Source organism: Marinobacter sp. bablab_jr003, assembly GCF_016464245.1.
Lineage (GTDB): Bacteria > Pseudomonadota > Gammaproteobacteria > Pseudomonadales > Oleiphilaceae > Marinobacter > Marinobacter vinifirmus.
The window spans coordinates 15,028-31,929 of record NZ_JADARC010000018.1 but is presented as its reverse complement, the minus strand read 5'-3'; the positions used below and the strand labels follow the sequence as shown (position 1 = coordinate 31,929).

General features: G+C 60.1%; 13 protein-coding genes. 4 read left to right on the top strand and 9 right to left on the bottom strand.

What is annotated here, in order from left to right; genetic code table 11:
- Positions 1 to 75: 75 nt before the first annotated feature.
- Both H3Z84_RS01100 and glpD read left to right on the top strand, forming a co-directional pair.
- Complete coding sequence (locus tag H3Z84_RS01100; protein WP_199455952.1) at positions 76 to 1,326, top strand: ABC transporter substrate-binding protein; 1,251 nt, start codon at positions 76 to 78, stop codon at positions 1,324 to 1,326.
- A 19-nt stretch (positions 1,327 to 1,345) separates the two neighbouring features.
- Positions 1,346 to 2,917, top strand: a complete 1,572-nt coding sequence (glpD, locus tag H3Z84_RS01095; RefSeq protein ID WP_323126996.1) for a glycerol-3-phosphate dehydrogenase — start codon at positions 1,346 to 1,348, stop codon at positions 2,915 to 2,917.
- On the opposite strand, the gene H3Z84_RS01090 is transcribed toward glpD, so the two are convergent.
- Genes H3Z84_RS01090 through edd form a run of 3 tightly spaced genes read right to left on the bottom strand, consistent with a single transcriptional unit; the run spans position 2,909 to position 6,305 of the window.
- Positions 2,909 to 3,511, bottom strand: coding sequence for a uracil-DNA glycosylase family protein (locus tag H3Z84_RS01090; RefSeq protein WP_199455950.1), 603 nt, complete (start codon positions 3,509 to 3,511; stop codon positions 2,909 to 2,911). The two genes, glpD and H3Z84_RS01090, sit on opposite strands and share 9 nt — an antisense overlap.
- A 2-nt stretch (positions 3,512 to 3,513) precedes the next feature.
- On the bottom strand, positions 3,514 to 4,488 hold the full coding sequence (gene glk, locus H3Z84_RS01085; protein ID WP_199455949.1) for a glucokinase: 975 nt from the start codon (positions 4,486 to 4,488) through the stop codon (positions 3,514 to 3,516).
- Positions 4,488 to 6,305 carry a phosphogluconate dehydratase gene (edd, locus tag H3Z84_RS01080; RefSeq protein ID WP_199455948.1) on the bottom strand — a complete coding sequence of 606 codons (1,818 nt, stop codon included), beginning with the start codon at positions 6,303 to 6,305 and terminating at the stop codon, positions 4,488 to 4,490. Before edd ends, glk begins: the two co-directional genes overlap by 1 nt.
- Before the next feature lie 107 nt (positions 6,306 to 6,412).
- Between edd and pyk the strand changes: the two genes are divergently transcribed.
- A complete protein-coding gene (gene pyk, locus H3Z84_RS01075; RefSeq protein WP_199455947.1) occupies positions 6,413 to 7,861 on the top strand; it encodes a pyruvate kinase in 1,449 nt (482 codons plus the stop codon).
- A gap of 10 nt (positions 7,862 to 7,871) precedes the next feature.
- On the opposite strand, the gene H3Z84_RS01070 is transcribed toward pyk, so the two are convergent.
- The 3 genes from H3Z84_RS01070 to zwf are packed head-to-tail and all read right to left on the bottom strand — an operon-like array spanning position 7,872 to position 10,746.
- Positions 7,872 to 8,531, bottom strand: coding sequence for a bifunctional 4-hydroxy-2-oxoglutarate aldolase/2-dehydro-3-deoxy-phosphogluconate aldolase (locus H3Z84_RS01070; RefSeq protein ID WP_022988041.1), 660 nt, complete (start codon positions 8,529 to 8,531; stop codon positions 7,872 to 7,874).
- A 36-nt stretch (positions 8,532 to 8,567) separates the two neighbouring features.
- The gene (pgl, locus tag H3Z84_RS01065) at positions 8,568 to 9,287 is read right to left on the bottom strand and encodes a 6-phosphogluconolactonase (protein WP_199455946.1); all 720 of its coding nucleotides are present in this window, start codon (positions 9,285 to 9,287) and stop codon (positions 8,568 to 8,570) included.
- Positions 9,274 to 10,746: a glucose-6-phosphate dehydrogenase gene (gene zwf / locus H3Z84_RS01060; protein ID WP_199455945.1), complete on the bottom strand. Its 1,473-nt coding sequence runs from the start codon at positions 10,744 to 10,746 to the stop codon at positions 9,274 to 9,276. The genes pgl and zwf overlap by 14 nt, the downstream gene beginning before the upstream one ends.
- Positions 10,747 to 10,927: 181 nt before the next feature.
- On the opposite strand from zwf, the gene H3Z84_RS01055 reads away from it, so the two are divergent.
- Positions 10,928 to 11,800, top strand: coding sequence for a MurR/RpiR family transcriptional regulator (locus tag H3Z84_RS01055; RefSeq protein WP_058340076.1), 873 nt, complete (start codon positions 10,928 to 10,930; stop codon positions 11,798 to 11,800).
- 56 nt (positions 11,801 to 11,856) lie between these two features.
- Here H3Z84_RS01055 and H3Z84_RS01050 read toward each other — a convergent pair whose 3' ends face one another.
- The 3 genes from H3Z84_RS01050 to lon all read right to left on the bottom strand — a co-directional run bounded on the left by H3Z84_RS01050 (position 11,857) and on the right by lon (position 16,785).
- On the bottom strand, positions 11,857 to 13,701 hold the full coding sequence (locus tag H3Z84_RS01050) for a SurA N-terminal domain-containing protein (protein WP_199455944.1): 1,845 nt from the start codon (positions 13,699 to 13,701) through the stop codon (positions 11,857 to 11,859).
- Between the two features lie 158 nt (positions 13,702 to 13,859).
- Positions 13,860 to 14,132, bottom strand: a complete 273-nt coding sequence (locus H3Z84_RS01045; protein ID WP_022988046.1) for an HU family DNA-binding protein — start codon at positions 14,130 to 14,132, stop codon at positions 13,860 to 13,862.
- A gap of 235 nt (positions 14,133 to 14,367) precedes the next feature.
- Positions 14,368 to 16,785 carry an endopeptidase La gene (gene lon, locus H3Z84_RS01040; protein WP_199455943.1) on the bottom strand — a complete coding sequence of 806 codons (2,418 nt, stop codon included), beginning with the start codon at positions 16,783 to 16,785 and terminating at the stop codon, positions 14,368 to 14,370.
- Positions 16,786 to 16,902 lie beyond the last annotated feature (117 nt).

Below are 16,902 nucleotides of genomic sequence, written 5' to 3'. Positions count from 1 at the left end.
AAACTACGCTATTACTTCAGCCTGACATAAAACAAGAATAGGCTGTGCGAACCCTAAACCGGAGGCCAATCTGCAATGACTTTCAGGACTTTCCTGCTCTCGGCATGTCTGCTTTTGCTCGGCAGCGCCACTGTTTCCGCCGAATCTCTCAAGATCGGTCTTAACTACCCGGAAACGGGACGCTACAAAAACCAAGGCCTGCAACAACGCCTGGCTGCCTACCTTGCGGTTGAGGAAATCAACCAGGCCGGCGGTGTGCTGGGGCAACCACTGGAACTGGTCATCCGCAACACCCGCGGCGAGCCGGAAAAAGGCGCCCGCAACACCGCCGAAATGATTGACCAGGAAGGTGTTCAGATGGTGTTTGGCGGTGTATCCAGCGCCGTTGCCATCGCCTCAGGCAAGGCCGCCCGCGACAGGAACCGCATTTACTTCGGCACCCTCACCTATTCCAACGCCACCACCGGCAGTGAAGGCCACCGGTTCATGTTCCGGGAGCCATACAATGCCTGGATGACCGCCAAGGCACTGGGCGATTACCTGAACCAGAACCACGCAAACGACGATTACTTCTACATCACCTCGGACTACACCTGGGGCTGGTCAGTGGAAGAGTCCGTTCGCCAGTTTTCCAATACCCAGGACACCGAACGCCACCCGGGCGTCAAAACCCCGTTTCCCCGGGCACTGATTACCGACTTCCGCAAGGCCCTGGAACAGGCTGCCGAATCTGACGCCAAGGTGCTGATGATGGTACTGTTTGGCGACGACATGGTGCGCGCGCTGCAGGTGGCCTATGAAATGGGTTTGACCAAGCGCATGCAGGTGGTGGTTCCCAACCTGACCCTGGGCATGGCCCGGCAGGTGGGCCCGGCGATGATGGAAGGTGTGATTGGCGGCGCACCCTGGGTATGGACCCTGCCGTACGAGAACAACTACCCCCGCGGCAAGGAGTTTGTTGAAGCCTTCTCTGCCCGCTATGAAATGCGTCCCTCTTCCTCTGCGGCCTCGGCCTACAGTATTGTGTACCAGTACAAGGAAGCGGTTGAGCGTGCCGGCACCACGAATACTGCCGATGTGATCCGGGCACTGGAAGGCCACCGCTACAGTTTCCTGAAAGACGAGCAGTACTGGCGCGAGTTTGATCACCAGAACGTACAAAGCGTTTACGTGGTGAAGGTAAAACCCCGTGACCAGGTGATGGCCGATGAATTTGCCTCGGATTATTTCGAGATCATCGGCTCCATGGCCGGAGAACAGGCCGCACAAACCCAGGAAGAGTGGGAGGAGCGCCGCCGCGAGGCCGGCAAGCCAGTCCGGCTCTGACACAAGGAGTGAGCAGACAGTGGTTCGGAAAGCACCAAAAACCAGCACAGAAACATCACCGCTCGGCGGATTTCCGGACCACTGCGACTTACTTGTTATCGGTGGCGGCGTAAACGGCACAGGCATTGCCATGGACGCCGCCGGCCGCGGGCTAAGGGTTGTCTTGTGTGAGATGAACGACCTGGCCTCGGCGACGTCGTCCAGCAGCAGCAAGCTGATCCACGGCGGCCTGCGTTATCTGGAGCATTACGAGTTCAGGCTGGTGCGTGAAGCACTGGCGGAACGGGAGGCCCTGCTGGGCAACGCTCCCCACATCATGTGGCCGATGCGTTTTCGCTTACCCCACCAGCCCCACCTGAGACCGGCCTGGATGATCCGCACGGGCCTGTTTCTGTACGACCACCTCGCCAAGCGTGAATTGCTGGCCGGCTCCCGGGCCATCAACATCGGCAAAGAATCCCCCCTGAAACCGGACATCACCCGGGGCTTTGAATACTCCGATGGCTGGGTAGACGACGCAAGGCTGGTGGTACTCTCAGCTCGCAAGGCCCAGCAAAAAGGCGCCAGTATCCTGCCCCGCACCCGGTGCGTCCGGGCCGAACGCAAGGGCTCTGGCTGGCAGGCGGTACTGGAAGATACCCTCACCGGGCACACACGAACCCTCAGCGCCAAAGTGGTAGTGAATGCCACCGGGCCCTGGGTCAGCCGTCTGTTCGGTGAAAGCCTGGGCATGGCTGCGCCCAAACAGATCCGCATGGTCAAGGGCAGCCACATTGTGGTGCCCCGCCTTAACCAGGATACCGAAGCCTACATTCTCCAGAATGCCGACGAGCGCATTGTGTTCGTCATCCCCTACGAAGATGTGTTCTCCCTGATCGGCACCACCGATGTGGACTACGAGGGCAACCCGTCTGAAGCACGAATTTCCGAAGAGGAAACCCGCTACCTGCTGGACGTGGTGAACCAGTATTTCCGCCGGCAACTGACACCCGGCGATGTGGTATGGAGTTACTCCGGGGTCCGGCCGCTGATGGACGATGAAGGCGGCAATGCCCAGAGCGCTTCCCGCGATTACTCCTACGAGGTCGACGACCAGGATCACCAGGCGCCGTTGATTTCCGTGTTCGGAGGCAAGATCACCACCTTCCGGAAGCTGGCCGAGGCGGTCACCGATGCCGTATGCGATTACTTCCCCGGAGCGGGCAAATCCTGGACCCGGAACGCCCTGTTACCGGGGGCCGACTTTGCCAGCCAGCAACAGCTCGCAGAAGAGCTGCAACTGCACTACCCCTGGCTGGACCGCGCCATTATCCGCCGGTTTGTGCGCAGCTATGGCACCGACAGCCACCACATCCTCAAAGGCTGTACCGGCACAGAGGATCTTGGCCACGCCTACACCGCCACCCTGTACCAGCGTGAAGTGGACTACCTGATTGCCCACGAGTGGGCACTGAGCGCGGAAGATGTGCTCTGGCGGCGTACCAAGCAGGGGCTCTATATCACGGAGCAGCAACGGGAGCAGCTGGACAGCCACATCCATCGGGCGGCAACCCGGCACCAGAGCCTGTTCACCGCCGCCGGGTCAGAGTAATTCCCGGATCCGGGCCTGAAGCCGGGGAATCACCTCCTGCTCGAACCAGGGATTGCTTTTCAGCCAGCGGATATTGCGCGGGCTCGGGTGAGGCATGGGCAATAGCCCCGGCCAGTATTCCCGCCAGGCTTTGACATTATCCGTTACCGATTTGCGGCTGTCCGGCAGGTGCCAGGCCTGGGCATACTGGCCGATCACCAGGGTCAGCTCAACCTTGTCCAGCCGCGCCAGCAAGACCTCGCGCCAGGTTTCGGCGCATTCCGGCCGGGGCGGCAGGTCGCCGGATTTTCCGGTGCCGGGAAAGCAGAATCCCATGGGCAGAATAGCCACCTGTTCCTCGTTGTAGAATTGCTCCCTGTCCACGCCCATCCATTGCCGAAGCCGGTCACCGCTGGGATCGTTGAACGGAATTCCGGTTTCGTGAACCTTGCGGCCCGGCGCCTGGCCGACCACCAGGATTCGGGACGACCGGGACAGCTGGACAACCGGCCTCGGCCCTTCCGGCAAGACATCTTTACACAGGGTACAGGCCCTTACCTGCTGCACCAGCTGGTCAAAGTCCAGGCGATCCAGATGATTAGCCGTCTGAGTCATGGTCACCTCCCGGCATTGGTCAGGGCCGCTGCAGCGCCGTACAGCCCGGTGTTGCCATCCAGCACCACCTGAACCGGCGTGGCCTCCAATAACGGCCGCATCCGGCCCTTGTTTTCGAAGGCGGCGCGAAAGCCGCTGGCCATGAAAAAGTCGAGAATCGCCGGCACAATGCCGCCACAAAGATAGACACCGCCGTAACTGCCCAGGGTCAGAACGCTGTTGCCGGCTACCCGGCCCAGAATGTCACAGAACAGGCTGAGCGCCCGGGCTGCCAGCTCGTCATTAGCTGCCACGGCCGCTGCGGAAACCTGCTCCGGGGTTTCCTGTACCGGCTTACTGCCGGTAATCTCCGCCAGCGTTCGATACAGGTTCATGATACCCGAACCACACAGCAGTCGTTCCACAGAAACCCGGCCATAGGCGGCGCGAAGACGGCGGGCAATCTCGCACTCAAGGTCATCCAGCGGCGCAAAGTCCACATGGCCCCCTTCGGTTGCCAGCGGTATCCAGCCATCCCCCGCCGGCACCAGTGCCGACATGCCCAGGCCCGTGCCCGGGCCAAGTACCAGTACCGGGCGCGACGGGTCTGCGCCGCCCCCGCCCACCGGCACCCGTTGGCTGGCCGGCACGTGCATTACGCCCAACGCCATGGCGGTGTAATCATTCACCAGCCGGAACCGGTCCAGGCCGAAGCGTTGCGCCAGGTGCCCGGTATCGAACTGCCAGCGGTTGTTGGTCAGGGTGACAACGTCACCGGTAACCGGGGCGGCAACGGCCACACAGGCTTCGCGGACAGTCACCGGCCCTACATGCTTCAGGTACGCCGCAATGGCCTGCCCGGGCCCCGAAAAATCAGCACAGCGGAAAACCTTCAGCGACTGCAACTGCACCGATCCCGGCACCACCAGCGCAAACCGGGCATGGGTGCCGCCAACATCACCCACCAGCGCCATGGCGTGCGGAAAAGCTTCCGTCATCAGCCGGCGCTCCAGAACACACTGGCACCCTGCTCCGGATTCGAGACACCCTGGCGCATCCAGCCGAACAGTTCACGGCCATAGCCGGTATGGTTCGCTGCCAGGTCTGCACTGGCCGGGCTGCGGTCAGCCAGTTCCGCCTCGCCGAGCTGCACCGACAGCACACCACTAACGGCATCCACGCAAATAACGTCGCCGTCACAAATCCTGGCCAGCGGGCCGCCCGCCAGTGCTTCCGGGTAAACATGGATAGCCGCCGGCACCTTGCCGGAGGCTCCGGACATCCGGCCATCGGTCACCAGCGCCACCCGATAGCCTCGATCCTGAAGTACACCGAGGTAAGGGGTCAGCTTGTGCAACTCCGGCATGCCGTTGGCTTTCGGCCCCTGAAAGCGCACCACCACCACGCAATCCCGGTCCAGGTCGCCAGCTTCAAAGGCGGCTTTCAGTTCGTTCTGGTCGTTGAACACCACCGCCGGCGCCTCAACCCGATGGTGTTCCGGTGCTACCGCCGACACTTTGATCACTCCGCGCCCGAGATTGCCATCCAGCACCCTCAATCCGCCATCCGGGGCGAAGGGCTCTGCAGCGCTGCTCAGCACATCCGGGCGCTGGCTCCTGGTAACAGCCGGGTGCCAGCGAAGGCTTTCCCCTTCCAGCTCCGGCATCCGGGCGTAGGCATCCAGCCCCTTACCGATCACTGTGTTGACGTCGTTATGCAGGTAGCCTTGTGCCAGCAACTCCCGAATCAGGAACGGCGTGCCGCCGGCTTCGTGGAAAGCGTTGATGTCTTCCTGGCCGTTCGGGTAAATACGGGTCATGGAGGGCACCACCGACGACAACTCGGCGTAGTCGTTCCAGTCAACCAGGATCCCGGCCGCCCGGGCAATGGCGATCCAGTGGATGGTGTGGTTGGTGGAGCCACCGGTCACCAGCAAGGCTACCAGGGCATTCACAATGGCTTTCTCGTCCACCATATGGCCGAGCCCCAACTCGCCGCCGTGGGGCCGGGACAACTTGATGACCTGCTCGGTCGCTGCACGGGTCAGGGCATCCCGCAGGGGCGTATCGGGGTTTACGAAGGCCGCACCGGGCAGGTGCAGGCCCATCACCTCTACCAGCAACTGATTACTGTTGGCGGTGCCGTAAAAGGTACAGGTACCCGGGCTGTGGTAAGACTGGCTTTCGGCTTCCAGCAATTCATCCCGGCCGATCTTGCCCTCGGCATAGAGCTGGCGAATCCGCTGCTTTTCCTTGTTCGGCAGCCCGGACGGCATGGGGCCGGATGGCACCAGAATGGCCGGCAGGTGGCCGAAACTCAGGGCACCAATCAGCAACCCTGGCACAATCTTGTCACATATACCCAGTAGCATAACCGCGTCGAACATGTTGTGGCTCAGCGCCACTGCCGTACTCATGGCGATGGTGTCCCGGGAGAACAGGCTCAGCTCCATTCCCGGCTGGCCCTGGGTGACCCCGTCACACATGGCGGGAGTGCCGCCGGCAAACTGGGCTACCGAGCCCATACCATGGGCCGCTTCGCGGATAAGGTCAGGAAAGCGCTGATAAGGCTGATGGGCAGACAACATGTCGTTGTAGGCGGAAACCATGGCCACATTGGCTCGGTTAAGAAATTTCAGGGTGTCTTTATCGCCCTGGCTACAAGCCGCAAAGCCATGGGCCAGGTTACCGCAAGACAAGGTGCCACGATGGGGGTCCTTTGCCGCCAGCCCGGCCATCCTCTCGAGATAATCCGCGCGGGAAGCCCTGCTGCGTTCGATGATGCGGTTGGCCACCTTCTGAACCGTAGAGTGCATGGGCTCTCTCCCTGTATCGTGGTTATTCCAGACCTAAGTGTACTTTCTTTACCGGAGGCTTTCAGGTTCAATTGAACACTCAAATTTTACAGACAAGGACACGCACTATGCTCAGGCGCACCAAGATTGTCGCCACCCTCGGCCCCGCCACCGACAGTGAGGAATCGCTGGCAGGTATCATCGCCGCCGGCGTTGATGTTACCCGCCTCAACTTTTCCCACGGCAGCGCCGAAGAGCATATGGAACGAGCCCGCCGGGTTCGTGCAGCGGCCGCGGCCCAAGGTCGCTTTGTGGCCATCCTGGCCGACCTGCAAGGCCCGAAACTGCGCATCGCCCGCTTCACCGACAACAAGGTCACCCTGGAACGGGGCCAGACCTTCGTGCTCGACGCCACCATGGACAAAGAGGCTGGCACATCGGAGCAAGTTGGCATTGATTACGAACAACTGATCAACGACGTCAGCCCGGGCGATATCCTGGTGCTGGATGACGGCCGGATTGAAATGGAAGTGACCGCGGTCGACGACCACAGCATCACCTCCACCGTACTGATCGGCGGCCCGCTGTCCAACAACAAGGGCCTGAACAAGCGCGGTGGCGGCCTCTCAGCGGACGCCCTCACCGAGAAAGACAAGCAGGACATCGTCACCGCCGCCCGCCTGGATGCCGACTACGTGGCGGTTTCCTTTGTCCGCACCGCCGAAGACATGCACGTGGCCCGTCAGCTGCTGAAAGAAGCCGGCTCCGATGCCGGCCTGGTGGCGAAGATTGAACGGGCCGAACTGGCCCACGATACCAACGCACTGGATGCCGTTATCGAAGCGTCAGACGCCGTAATGGTCGCCCGGGGCGACCTGGCCGTGGAGATCGGCGATGCCGAACTGGTGGCAGTTCAGAAACACATCATCAAGCGGGCCCGGGTACTGAACCGGGCCGTGATCACCGCCACCCAGATGATGGAGTCGATGATCACCAACCCCATGCCCACCCGGGCGGAGGTATCTGACGTTGCCAACGCGGTGATGGATTACACGGATGCCGTGATGCTGTCCGCCGAGACTGCCGTGGGCGATTACCCGAAAGAAGCCGTGGAAGCCATGGTGCGCATCTGCACCGGTGCGGAACGGCACCCGTCCATGCACCAGTCCCAGCACCGGATCCACGAGAGCATGGAAAAGGTAGACGAGGCGATTGCCCTGTCTGCCATGTACGCCGCCAACCACCTGCAGGGTGTGTCTGCCATTATCTGCCTGACAGAAACCGGCTCTACTCCGCGCCTGATGTCACGGATCAAATCCAGCCTGCCGATCTTTGCCTTCTCACGGCACCACTCCACCCAGCACCGGGTGGCTCTGTTCCGGGGCGTGCAGACGGTTCCGTTCGATTCTGCCAACCACGCCAATGAAAAGGTCAATGCACTGGCCGTCGACGAACTGAAGAGCCGGGGTGTTGTGCAGGATAACGACCTGGTGGTGATCACCAAGGGCGACTATGTGAACGCCCAGGGTGGCACCAACTCCATGAAAATCGTTCGTGTAGGGTCCGACATCCAGTAGCCTGCGCCGGTCAGCCCCGGTGGCCAATGGCCGCCAGGCTGGCCCGGGCGATGCCGGTAATGGTCTGCCAGTCCTTACTGGCCACGGCTTCATCCGGCGTCAGCCAGGTACCGCCCACCGCAGAGACATTATCCAGCGCCAGGTAGGCCGCAGCCGTCTGCTGGCGAACCCCGCCGGTCGGGCAAAAGCAGACATCCGGGAAGGGGCCGGCAAACGCCTTCAAGGCCCTTTCACCCCCGGATACTTCCGCGGGAAACAACTTGAAGTGCCGGTAGCCGTGGCTGTACCCCATCATCAGTTCTGATGCGGTGGCAATGCCCGGCAGCAGGGGGGATTCCGAGGTCACACCGAAATCCAGGATGGCATCGGTTACACCAGGGGTAATGACAAACTCGGCCCCGGCTCGCTCGACGTCCCGGTACTGATCGATGCTGATCACCGTACCCGCCCCCACAATCGCGTCCGGAAGCGCTTCCCGAACCCGCCGGATGGCATCCAGGCCATGTTCTGTGCGCAAGGTGATCTCCAGCGCGCGAATACCGCCGTCAAACAACGCCCGACAAAGCGGGATGGCATCGTCCGGATCACGGATGGTGATCACGGGTATCAATGGCGACTGCGCCATCACAAACTCGATCTTTTCCTGGTGCTCCACAGACAGCAATGGCATTCAAGTCTCCCCCGGCGCTAACCGGACAACAGCCCGTTACGGGCTCCAGTAAATTCGCAAGCCTGGCTTCAGAAAAGCACGGATTGGCATTTCCCGCCAGTCATCCGGGGCCTTCAGGGCCCGCTCCAGGGTTTCCAGCTTGTCCTCACCCCTGAGATGCAACGCCAGGAACCGGGCGCCCGCCAGCACCGGCCGGGTCAGGGTTACCCGGGTATGGGCCTGGGACGGCGGTGTCATCACGCACACCCGCCCTGGTGCCTGCATGAACATTGCCTCCGGCAGCTGGGGCGCATCCGGGAACAGCGACGCCGTATGGCCATCGTTGCCCATACCCAGAACCACCACATCCAGCGGCAACTTCAACTCGGCCAGCAGCTGCTCGATAGCAGGCAAGGCTTGCTCGGCGCTGCACAGCGGCTGCCGCAGGCTGAGAAAGCGTGCGTCCTTTGCCCTGCCCTGCAGCAGGCTCTGCCGCACCAGGGTCGTGTTGCTGGCGGGGTCCCCTTCCGGCACCCAGCGCTCGTCGGCCAGCAGCATCGTAACCCGGGCCCAGGCCAGCTCCTGCTGTGCCAGCGTTTGAAAGAAGGGTACCGGCGTAGAGCCACCGGAAACCACCAGCGAAGCCCGACCGCCCCGGCGGAGCCGGCCACGCAGGCTTTCCGCTACGTGCAACGCCAGCTGGCCCGCACATTCCTGCGCTGTCTCACTGAAAAATGCCTGCACCCCTTCCGGTAGCGGCAGGTCACACGTCTTCATACCAGCTCCTGCCATCCCGGGTGATCATGGCAATCGATGCCACCGGCCCCCAGGTGCCTGCGGCGTAGCGCTTCGGCGGTTCGCCGCTGTCGTGCCAGTTACGGATGATCTGGTCTACCCAGCGCCAGGCATGCTCCACCTCATCGCGGCGGACAAACAGGTACTGGTTGCCCCGCATGATTTCCCACAGCAACCGCTCGTAGGCATCCGGAATCCGATCGGTATCAAAGGTTTCGGAGAACGTCAGCTCCAGTGGCCCCTGGCGCAACCGCATGCCCTTATCCAGCCCCTGGTCCTTGGTGAGGATCTTCAGGGCCATGCCCTCATCGGGCTGCAGCCGGATAATCAGTTTGTTGTTGGCCAGGTGCTTCTGGTCCGGATCGAAGATGTAATGGGGTGCCGGCTTGAAGTGGATGATGATCTGCGACATTTTCTCCGGCAGCCGCTTGCCGGTGCGGATATAGAACGGCACGCCAGACCAGCGCCAGTTATCAATTTCTGCCTTCAGTGCAACAAAGGTCTCGGTTTCGCTGGCCTTGTTGGCGCCCTCTTCGTCCAGGTAACCGGGCACCGGCTTGCCTTCACTGGTGCCGGAGGTGTACTGACCGCGCACCACGTATTCCGCCATCATATCCGGGGTAATCCGTTTCAGCGCCTTCAGCACTTTTACCTTTTCGTCCCGGATACTGTCGGCAGACAGGTCCGATGGCGGGTCCATGGCAATCAGGCACAGCAGCTGCAGCAGGTGGTTCTGGATCATATCCCGGATCTGGCCGGCCTGGTCGAAATAACCCCAGCGGCCTTCAATGCCCATGCTTTCTGCCACCGTGATCTCCACGTGGGAGATATGGTTCTGGTCCCACTGGGAGGCAAACAGGTTGTTGGCAAACCGCAAGGCAATCAGGTTCTGGACCGTTTCCTTACCCAGGTAATGATCAATCCGGAACAGCTGGCTTTCCCGATACACTTCAGCCAGCTCGTCATTGATCACTTTCGAAGATTCCAGGTCGTGGCCGATGGGTTTCTCTACAACCACCCGGGTACGTTCGGTACAGCAACCACCGGCCCTCAGATTCCGGGCAATCACGCCATACATGGATGGCGGCGTGGCCATATAGACAATTAACTGGTTACCGGGATGGCGCCAGTCGTTAAGCACCAGGAAGCCGTCGGTATCGGTGAAATCCAGCTTCAGGTATTCCACACGGCTGACAAATCCCTGCGCCACGGTGGCGTCGAACTCCGGCTCCGGAATCTGCTCTTCCAGCCTGGCCAACAGCGCTTTGCGCAGGGCTTCGGTGTCTGTGTCGCGCCGGGCAATGGCCAGCACCCGGCTGTCCGATGCCAGCAACCCGGCCCGGTCAAGCTGATACAGCGCCGGGAACAGTTTGCGCTGGGCCAGGTCTCCCGAGGCACCGAACAGCATCAGATCGCAGGCACACACAGGTTGGTCCACCATCAGCGTCTCCTTCGCCCGGCGTACCGCAAGGCCGGATTTTTCGTAACTTTAGCCAAATAATGGCACTGTCCCGGGGCCAAGCCAAGGGCACTTCCGATATATGACATATTTACTACCCTTTTGTTTGCCCGCAGCAGGTATAATGCCGTCTTACCACCAGAACCGAAGGGAGTATAGCTGCATGGCGGATAACCCGGGACGCAGAGACGACAACCTGCTTGAGCAGATCCAGAATCGCCTGGAATCGCTGAATAAATCCGAGCGCAAGGTTGCCGAAGCCATTCTCAAAGACCCGAGTGCGGCAACCCGTTACTCCATCGCTGCCCTCGCCCGCGCAGCGGATGTGAGCGAGCCGACGGTCAACCGGTTCTGCCGCGGATTCTCCGCAACCGGCTTTCCGGACTTCAAAATCCGGCTGGCCCAGAGCATTGCCACCGGCACTCCCTACGTGGGCCAGGATATAGAGCCGGACGACAGCCCGGCGGAGTATGGCGAAAAAATCATGCTCAGCACCATCGCTAACCTGGACAAGGCACGGCAGGCGCTGGACCCACAGGCCATTGCCACAGTGGTGGATTACCTGATCCAGGCCAAGCAGATTGCCTTTTTCGGCATGGGCGGTTCGGCCTCGGTGGCCCTGGATGCCCAACACAAGTTTTTCCGCTTCAACATCCCGGTAACCTCCTACGACGACGCCCTGATGCAACGCATGGTGGCCGCCGGTTCCGGGGTTGGCGACGCCATCGTGCTGATCTCCTTTACCGGCCGTACCCGGGAAACCGTGGAGATTGCACACCTGGCGCGGGCCAATGGTGCCACGGTTATCGGCATTACCAATCCGGAGTCGCCGCTGGCGGAAGCCTGCACCGCGGTTGTGGGTGTCACTGCACCGGAAGATACCGAGGTCTACATGCCCATGTCTTCCCGGATCATTCACCTGACGGTCATCGATATCCTGGCCACCGGAGTCACCCTCAAGCGCGGCCCGGATTTCCTGGATCACCTGAAAAAGATCAAGGAAAGCCTGAAGGCTACCCGCTTCCCCCAGAACTGATCCCCGGATACGAAAAAGGGTGCCCGAGGGCACCCTTTACAGTCTGAAGCCTGATCTTAATTCCGCTCGACTTCTGCGGTGTTTCTCAGGTACTGCTGATAGGCCTGGTACTCACGCTGTCCCTCAAGCTGTGCCAGGAACTGCTGCAGCTGGCGGTACTCAGGATTATCATCCTGAACCTCACCCGGGTTAACCGCGCTCAGCACGATCACCGCAGCCTCGCTACCACCCAGCGCCTTGCCGACAACCGGCTGCTCGCCTTCAGGATGCGGCAGGGAGAACACAGCCTGGGCAATGAACGGATCCAGTCCTGCCACGTTACGGCCCTCGCCTTCAAAACCCTGCCACTGGTCAGCCATCGGCTGCTCACCGGCTTCTACCGCAGCCACCAGCTCGGCCGCACGGTCATCCAGGGCCTTGCGGGTTGCACGGCTGGTCAGCAGGTCACGAACCTGGCCTTCAACATCCGCCAACTCCAGCTGGCGCGGCTCCTGATACTCGCGAACCCGGGCCACCACCGCACGATTATTTTCAACATCGATCAGTTCGGTGTTGTAGCCGCCAGTCAGCACGTCGTCAGAGAACAGCTGGCGAACCAGTCCGGCGTGGTCAAACGGCCCCGGGCCGCCGTCGCGGGTTACACCAGAGACTTCCTGAACGTCCAGCCCCAGTTCGGAGGCCGGGCCCGCCAGGTCATCCGCGGCATAGGCAGCATCAGCCAGCTGGGACCGCACTTCAGCGAAACGCTCGGTTGCCCGGGCACGGGCCAGCTCGTCACGCAGTTCGGATTCCAGCTCTGCAAATGCCGGCACATCAGCACGGCGCACTTCTACAAGGCGAATCAGGTGCACACCAAAGCTGGTTTCCACCGGGCCGGAGGTTTCACCTTCTTCCAGTGCAAACAGCGCTTGCTCGAAAGCTTCGTCATAAACACCACGACCGGCAAAGCCCAGGTCGCCACCCTCACGGGCGGAAACGGTATCAACCGAAAACTCTTCCGCCAGCGCAGCAAAGGATTCACCCTCTTCCAGACGCTGCTGGATGGTTGCCATGGTTTGCTCTGCCTCGACACCCGCTTCAATCAGGATATGGGCGGCACGACGCTCTTCACGGGCAAAGTCTTCGGCGCGCTCATCATAGTAGCCACGCACTTCCTCGTCGGAGATTTCGATGACACTTGCCAGCGCATCCAGTGACAGGGTGATGTAGGCGGCAGAAACCTGTTCCGGTTTACGGAACTGGTCTTTGTTGTCTTCGTAGTAAGCCTCGATGTCTGCATCCGATACCGACACCTGGTCAGCCACCGTATCGGCATCAATCGTCAGTACGCGGAAGTCCCGGGTCTGGTTCTGGATAGCCAGCAGTTGTTCCGCCTGGGCGGGAACGGCAAGGCCGGTCTGGGCAATCGCCGCACGGATCTGGTTAACCACGTAGTTCTTGCGAAGGCTTTCACGGAATTCAGCAACACCCATACCCAGGTTACGCACAGTGGCCACAAAGCGGTCGCGGTTGAACTGGCCATCCACCTGGAACTGGGGCATCTGGGTAATCAGGGAATCGATGTCGGCATCGGAAAGTTCGAGGCCCTGGTTGGCAGCGTCCTGGGTGAGCACGGCTTCCTGGATCAAAGCCTCCAGAACATCCCGGCGAACCTGGTCTTCATCCACCAGTGACGGATCCGGGTTTTCCATCTGCATGAGGCGTTGCTGGGTTTCCAGCTGAACGGTGCGCAGGAACTCCCGTTCGGTAATGTCGTTGCCGTTAACGGTGGCCACTTCCGGTTCACCGGTGAAGCCGCCAATGATCGCGTCCATCCCCCAGATCGACAAGGAAATGATCAAAAGGCCGATAATAACCTTTGCGATGGTGCCCTGGGCATTATCCCGAATATCTTGAAGCATGTTATTCCTGAATCCCTGTTCAAGGTCGTGCGGATGTTTTGTTGGCGAGAAGCTGTTCTGGCAGCCCCTTCTTAACGCAAAAAGGCGCACCCTTTACGGAATGCGCCTCGAGTTCCTGCGGCAGCTCCCGCGTGCGAAAGCCGCCAAAGAAAGAACCGTTACTTAACGGCGTCTTTCAGGGCCTTACCTGCTTTGAAGCCAGGTACTTTAGAGGCCGCGATCTTGATTTCAGCGCCGGTCTGCGGGTTGCGGCCGGTACGGGCTGCACGCTCTTTCACAGAGAAGGTACCGAAACCGATCAGGGTAACCTGGTCGCCTTTCTTCAGAGCACCGGTGATGGAGCTGGTCATTGCATCCAGCGCACGGCCAGCTGCTGCTTTGGAAATATCTGCGGATTCTGCAATTGCGTCGATCAGTTCGGACTTGTTCACACTAAACCCCTTCGATTTCAGGTTGAAGATGTTATAGGTCGGATTTTTTAGCGGACTTTTCCGACTATCGCATAAGCAGTCGGAGAATTCCATTCTTCTGTTTTCTTATTCCTTGCGGTGTTTCACCGGTGATCGGAATAGGCACATACTGCGCGGGAGCCCTTGGTATTGGCTGCTTCACGGCGAAACAGTTATACCAATGGGCTCTCCGACGTGTCAACAACTCATCCCGTCATTAATGAGTATTTATGCGCTCGGTAACATCACTGGCATCTTCTTTTGCTTTCGAAGACGCCGCCTTGCCAGGGGCATTTTCGGCAGACGGATCCGGTGCATATTCCAGGGCAATGCCCAGCACCTCATCAATCCACTTAACCGGACGGATCTCCAGCGACTCCTTGATATTATCCGGTATCTCCTTGAGATCACGGACATTTTCATCTGGGATCAGAACGGTCTTGATGCCACCACGGTGGGCTGCCAGCAACTTTTCCTTCAGCCCGCCGATCGGCAGTACCCTGCCCCGCAATGTGATCTCTCCGGTCATGGCCACATCGGCCCGCACAGGAATTCGGGTCAGTGCAGAAACCAGCGCGGTGCACATGCCGATACCGGCGCTCGGGCCGTCTTTCGGGGTCGCACCTTCCGGAACGTGGATGTGCAGATCGTGCTTTTCATGGAAATCATCAGCGATTCCGAGCCCTGCTGCACGGCTGCGAACCACGGTGAGCGCAGTCTGGATAGACTCCTGCATCACATCACCCAGAGAACCGGTTTTCACCACGCGGCCCTTACCCGGGGTCAGGGCGCATTCGATGGTCAGCAGTTCGCCGCCCACCTGGGTCCAGGCCAGGCCCGTCACCTGGCCAACCTGATTGCTTTCCTCGGCCAGGCCGTACTTGAACTTCTTCACGCCGGAATAATCTTCCAGCATGTCCGGCGTCAGGGTAATAGAAGCGTTATCACTGCTCTCTACGTGCTCACGCACTACCTTACGGCAGATCTTGGCAATCTCCCGCTCCAAGCCACGCACACCGGCTTCCCGGGTGTAGTAGCGGATCAGGTCGCGCAGGGTCTCTTCCGGTAACTTGAGTTCGTGCTTACGCAGGCCATTGGCCTTGATCTGCTTGGGCAGCAGGTAACGCAGGGCAATGTTGACCTTCTCGTCTTCGGTGTAACCCGGAATCCGGATGATCTCCATACGGTCCAGCAACGCCGGCGGAATATCCATGGAGTTGGAGGTACACACGAACATCACATCGGAAAGGTCATAATCCACTTCCAGGTAATGGTCGTTGAAGGTGTGGTTCTGTTCCGGGTCCAGGACCTCAAGCAGGGCCGACGCCGGGTCACCCCGATGGTCCATACCCATCTTGTCGATTTCATCGAACAGGAACAGCGGGTTCTTCACCTCTACCTTGGCCAGCTTCTGCAACAGCTTGCCCGGCAAGGCGCCGATATAGGTTTTGCGGTGACCACGGATTTCCGCTTCGTCACGCACGCCACCCAGGGCCATTCGGGTGTATTTCCGGTTGGTAGCCTTGGCGATGGACTGCCCCAGCGAGGTCTTGCCCACACCGGGAGGCCCTACCAGGCACAATACCGGCCCTTTGACCTTCTTCACCCGGCTTTGCACCGCCAGGTACTCAAGAATGCGCTTTTTGACTTCATCCAGGCCGTAGTGGTCCCGGTCGAGAATCTCGCGCGCTTTTTCCAGGTCATGGCGAACGCGGCTGCGCTTTTTCCAGGGCACTGCCAGCATCCAGTCGATGTAGCCCCGCACTACCGTGGCTTCGGCAGACATGGGCGACATCATCTTCAGCTTGTTCAGCTCCGCTTCGGTCTTCTTGCGGGCTTCTTCCGGCAGGCCGGCCTGCTCGAGCTTTTGCTCCAGCTCTTCAAAATCGTTGTTACCCTCACCCAGATTGCCCATCTCTTTCTGGATGGCCTTCATCTGTTCGTTCAGGTAATACTCCCGCTGGCTGCGCTCCATCTGCTTCTTCACGCGGCCACGGATGCGTTTTTCAACCTCGATAAGGTCGATCTCTCCGTCCAACTTGCCCAGCAGCAGGTCTACCCGCTTGCGTACATCCAGGGCTTCCAGCAGTTCCTGCTTCTCCGGAATGCGCATATCCAGATGCGCGGCCATGGTGTCTACCAGGCGCTCCAGCTCATTGATGCCGGTAAGCGCATTGGACACTTCCGAAGGCACTTTCTTGGACAATTTTACGAACTTCTCAAATTCGCCCATCAGGGTCTTGGTGAGAACGTCTTCTTCGCGCTCGGGCAAAGACTCCTCGTCCATCAGAACAGCCTGGCCGGTCAGGAAGTCGGCTTCTTCAATGCCGGTGATGCTGGCCCGGGCATTACCTTCAACCAGCACTTTAACGGTGCCGTCCGGTAACCGGAGCATCTGCAGCACAGTAGCCAGCGTGCCCATGTCGAACACATCTTTCGGGCCCGGCTCGTCGGTAGAAGCGTCTTTCTGGGCGACCAGAAGGATTTCCTTGCTGCCCTCCATCGCGGCTTCCAGGGCCTGGATGGATTTTTCTCGGCCCACAAACAGGGGCACCACCATGTGCGGAAATACCACCACATCCCGCAGCGGGAGCAGCGGATATTCTTGCACGGTTTCTTCAGGTATACGGGTCATAGGGAATCCTCTGACAGCGTTTCTTTCAGCATATCACCCATCATTGGGGCGCAGACAAAAATTGCAATCTTTTTACGAAAGGAAAGCACGGGCGGGATGATGCGGTATTGTGAAAGC

Excerpts from the sequence above, each read along its gene's own strand:
- H3Z84_RS01055 (WP_058340076.1), top strand. The coding sequence starts at position 10,928 with ATGGCGGATAACCCGGGACGCAGAGACGACAACCTGCTTGAGCAGATC.
- H3Z84_RS01050 (WP_199455944.1), bottom strand. The coding sequence starts at position 13,701 with ATGCTTCAAGATATTCGGGATAATGCCCAGGGCACCATCGCAAAGGTT.
- H3Z84_RS01090 (WP_199455950.1), bottom strand. The coding sequence starts at position 3,511 with ATGACTCAGACGGCTAATCATCTGGATCGCCTGGACTTTGACCAGCTG.
- edd (WP_199455948.1), bottom strand. The coding sequence starts at position 6,305 with ATGCACTCTACGGTTCAGAAGGTGGCCAACCGCATCATCGAACGCAGC.
- glk (WP_199455949.1), bottom strand. The coding sequence starts at position 4,488 with ATGACGGAAGCTTTTCCGCACGCCATGGCGCTGGTGGGTGATGTTGGC.
- pgl (WP_199455946.1), bottom strand. The coding sequence starts at position 9,287 with ATGAAGACGTGTGACCTGCCGCTACCGGAAGGGGTGCAGGCATTTTTC.
- pyk (WP_199455947.1), top strand. The coding sequence starts at position 6,413 with ATGCTCAGGCGCACCAAGATTGTCGCCACCCTCGGCCCCGCCACCGAC.
- zwf (WP_199455945.1), bottom strand. The coding sequence starts at position 10,746 with ATGGTGGACCAACCTGTGTGTGCCTGCGATCTGATGCTGTTCGGTGCC.
- H3Z84_RS01100 (WP_199455952.1), top strand. The coding sequence starts at position 76 with ATGACTTTCAGGACTTTCCTGCTCTCGGCATGTCTGCTTTTGCTCGGC.
- H3Z84_RS01070 (WP_022988041.1), bottom strand. The coding sequence starts at position 8,531 with ATGCCATTGCTGTCTGTGGAGCACCAGGAAAAGATCGAGTTTGTGATG.
- lon (WP_199455943.1), bottom strand. The coding sequence starts at position 16,785 with ATGACCCGTATACCTGAAGAAACCGTGCAAGAATATCCGCTGCTCCCG.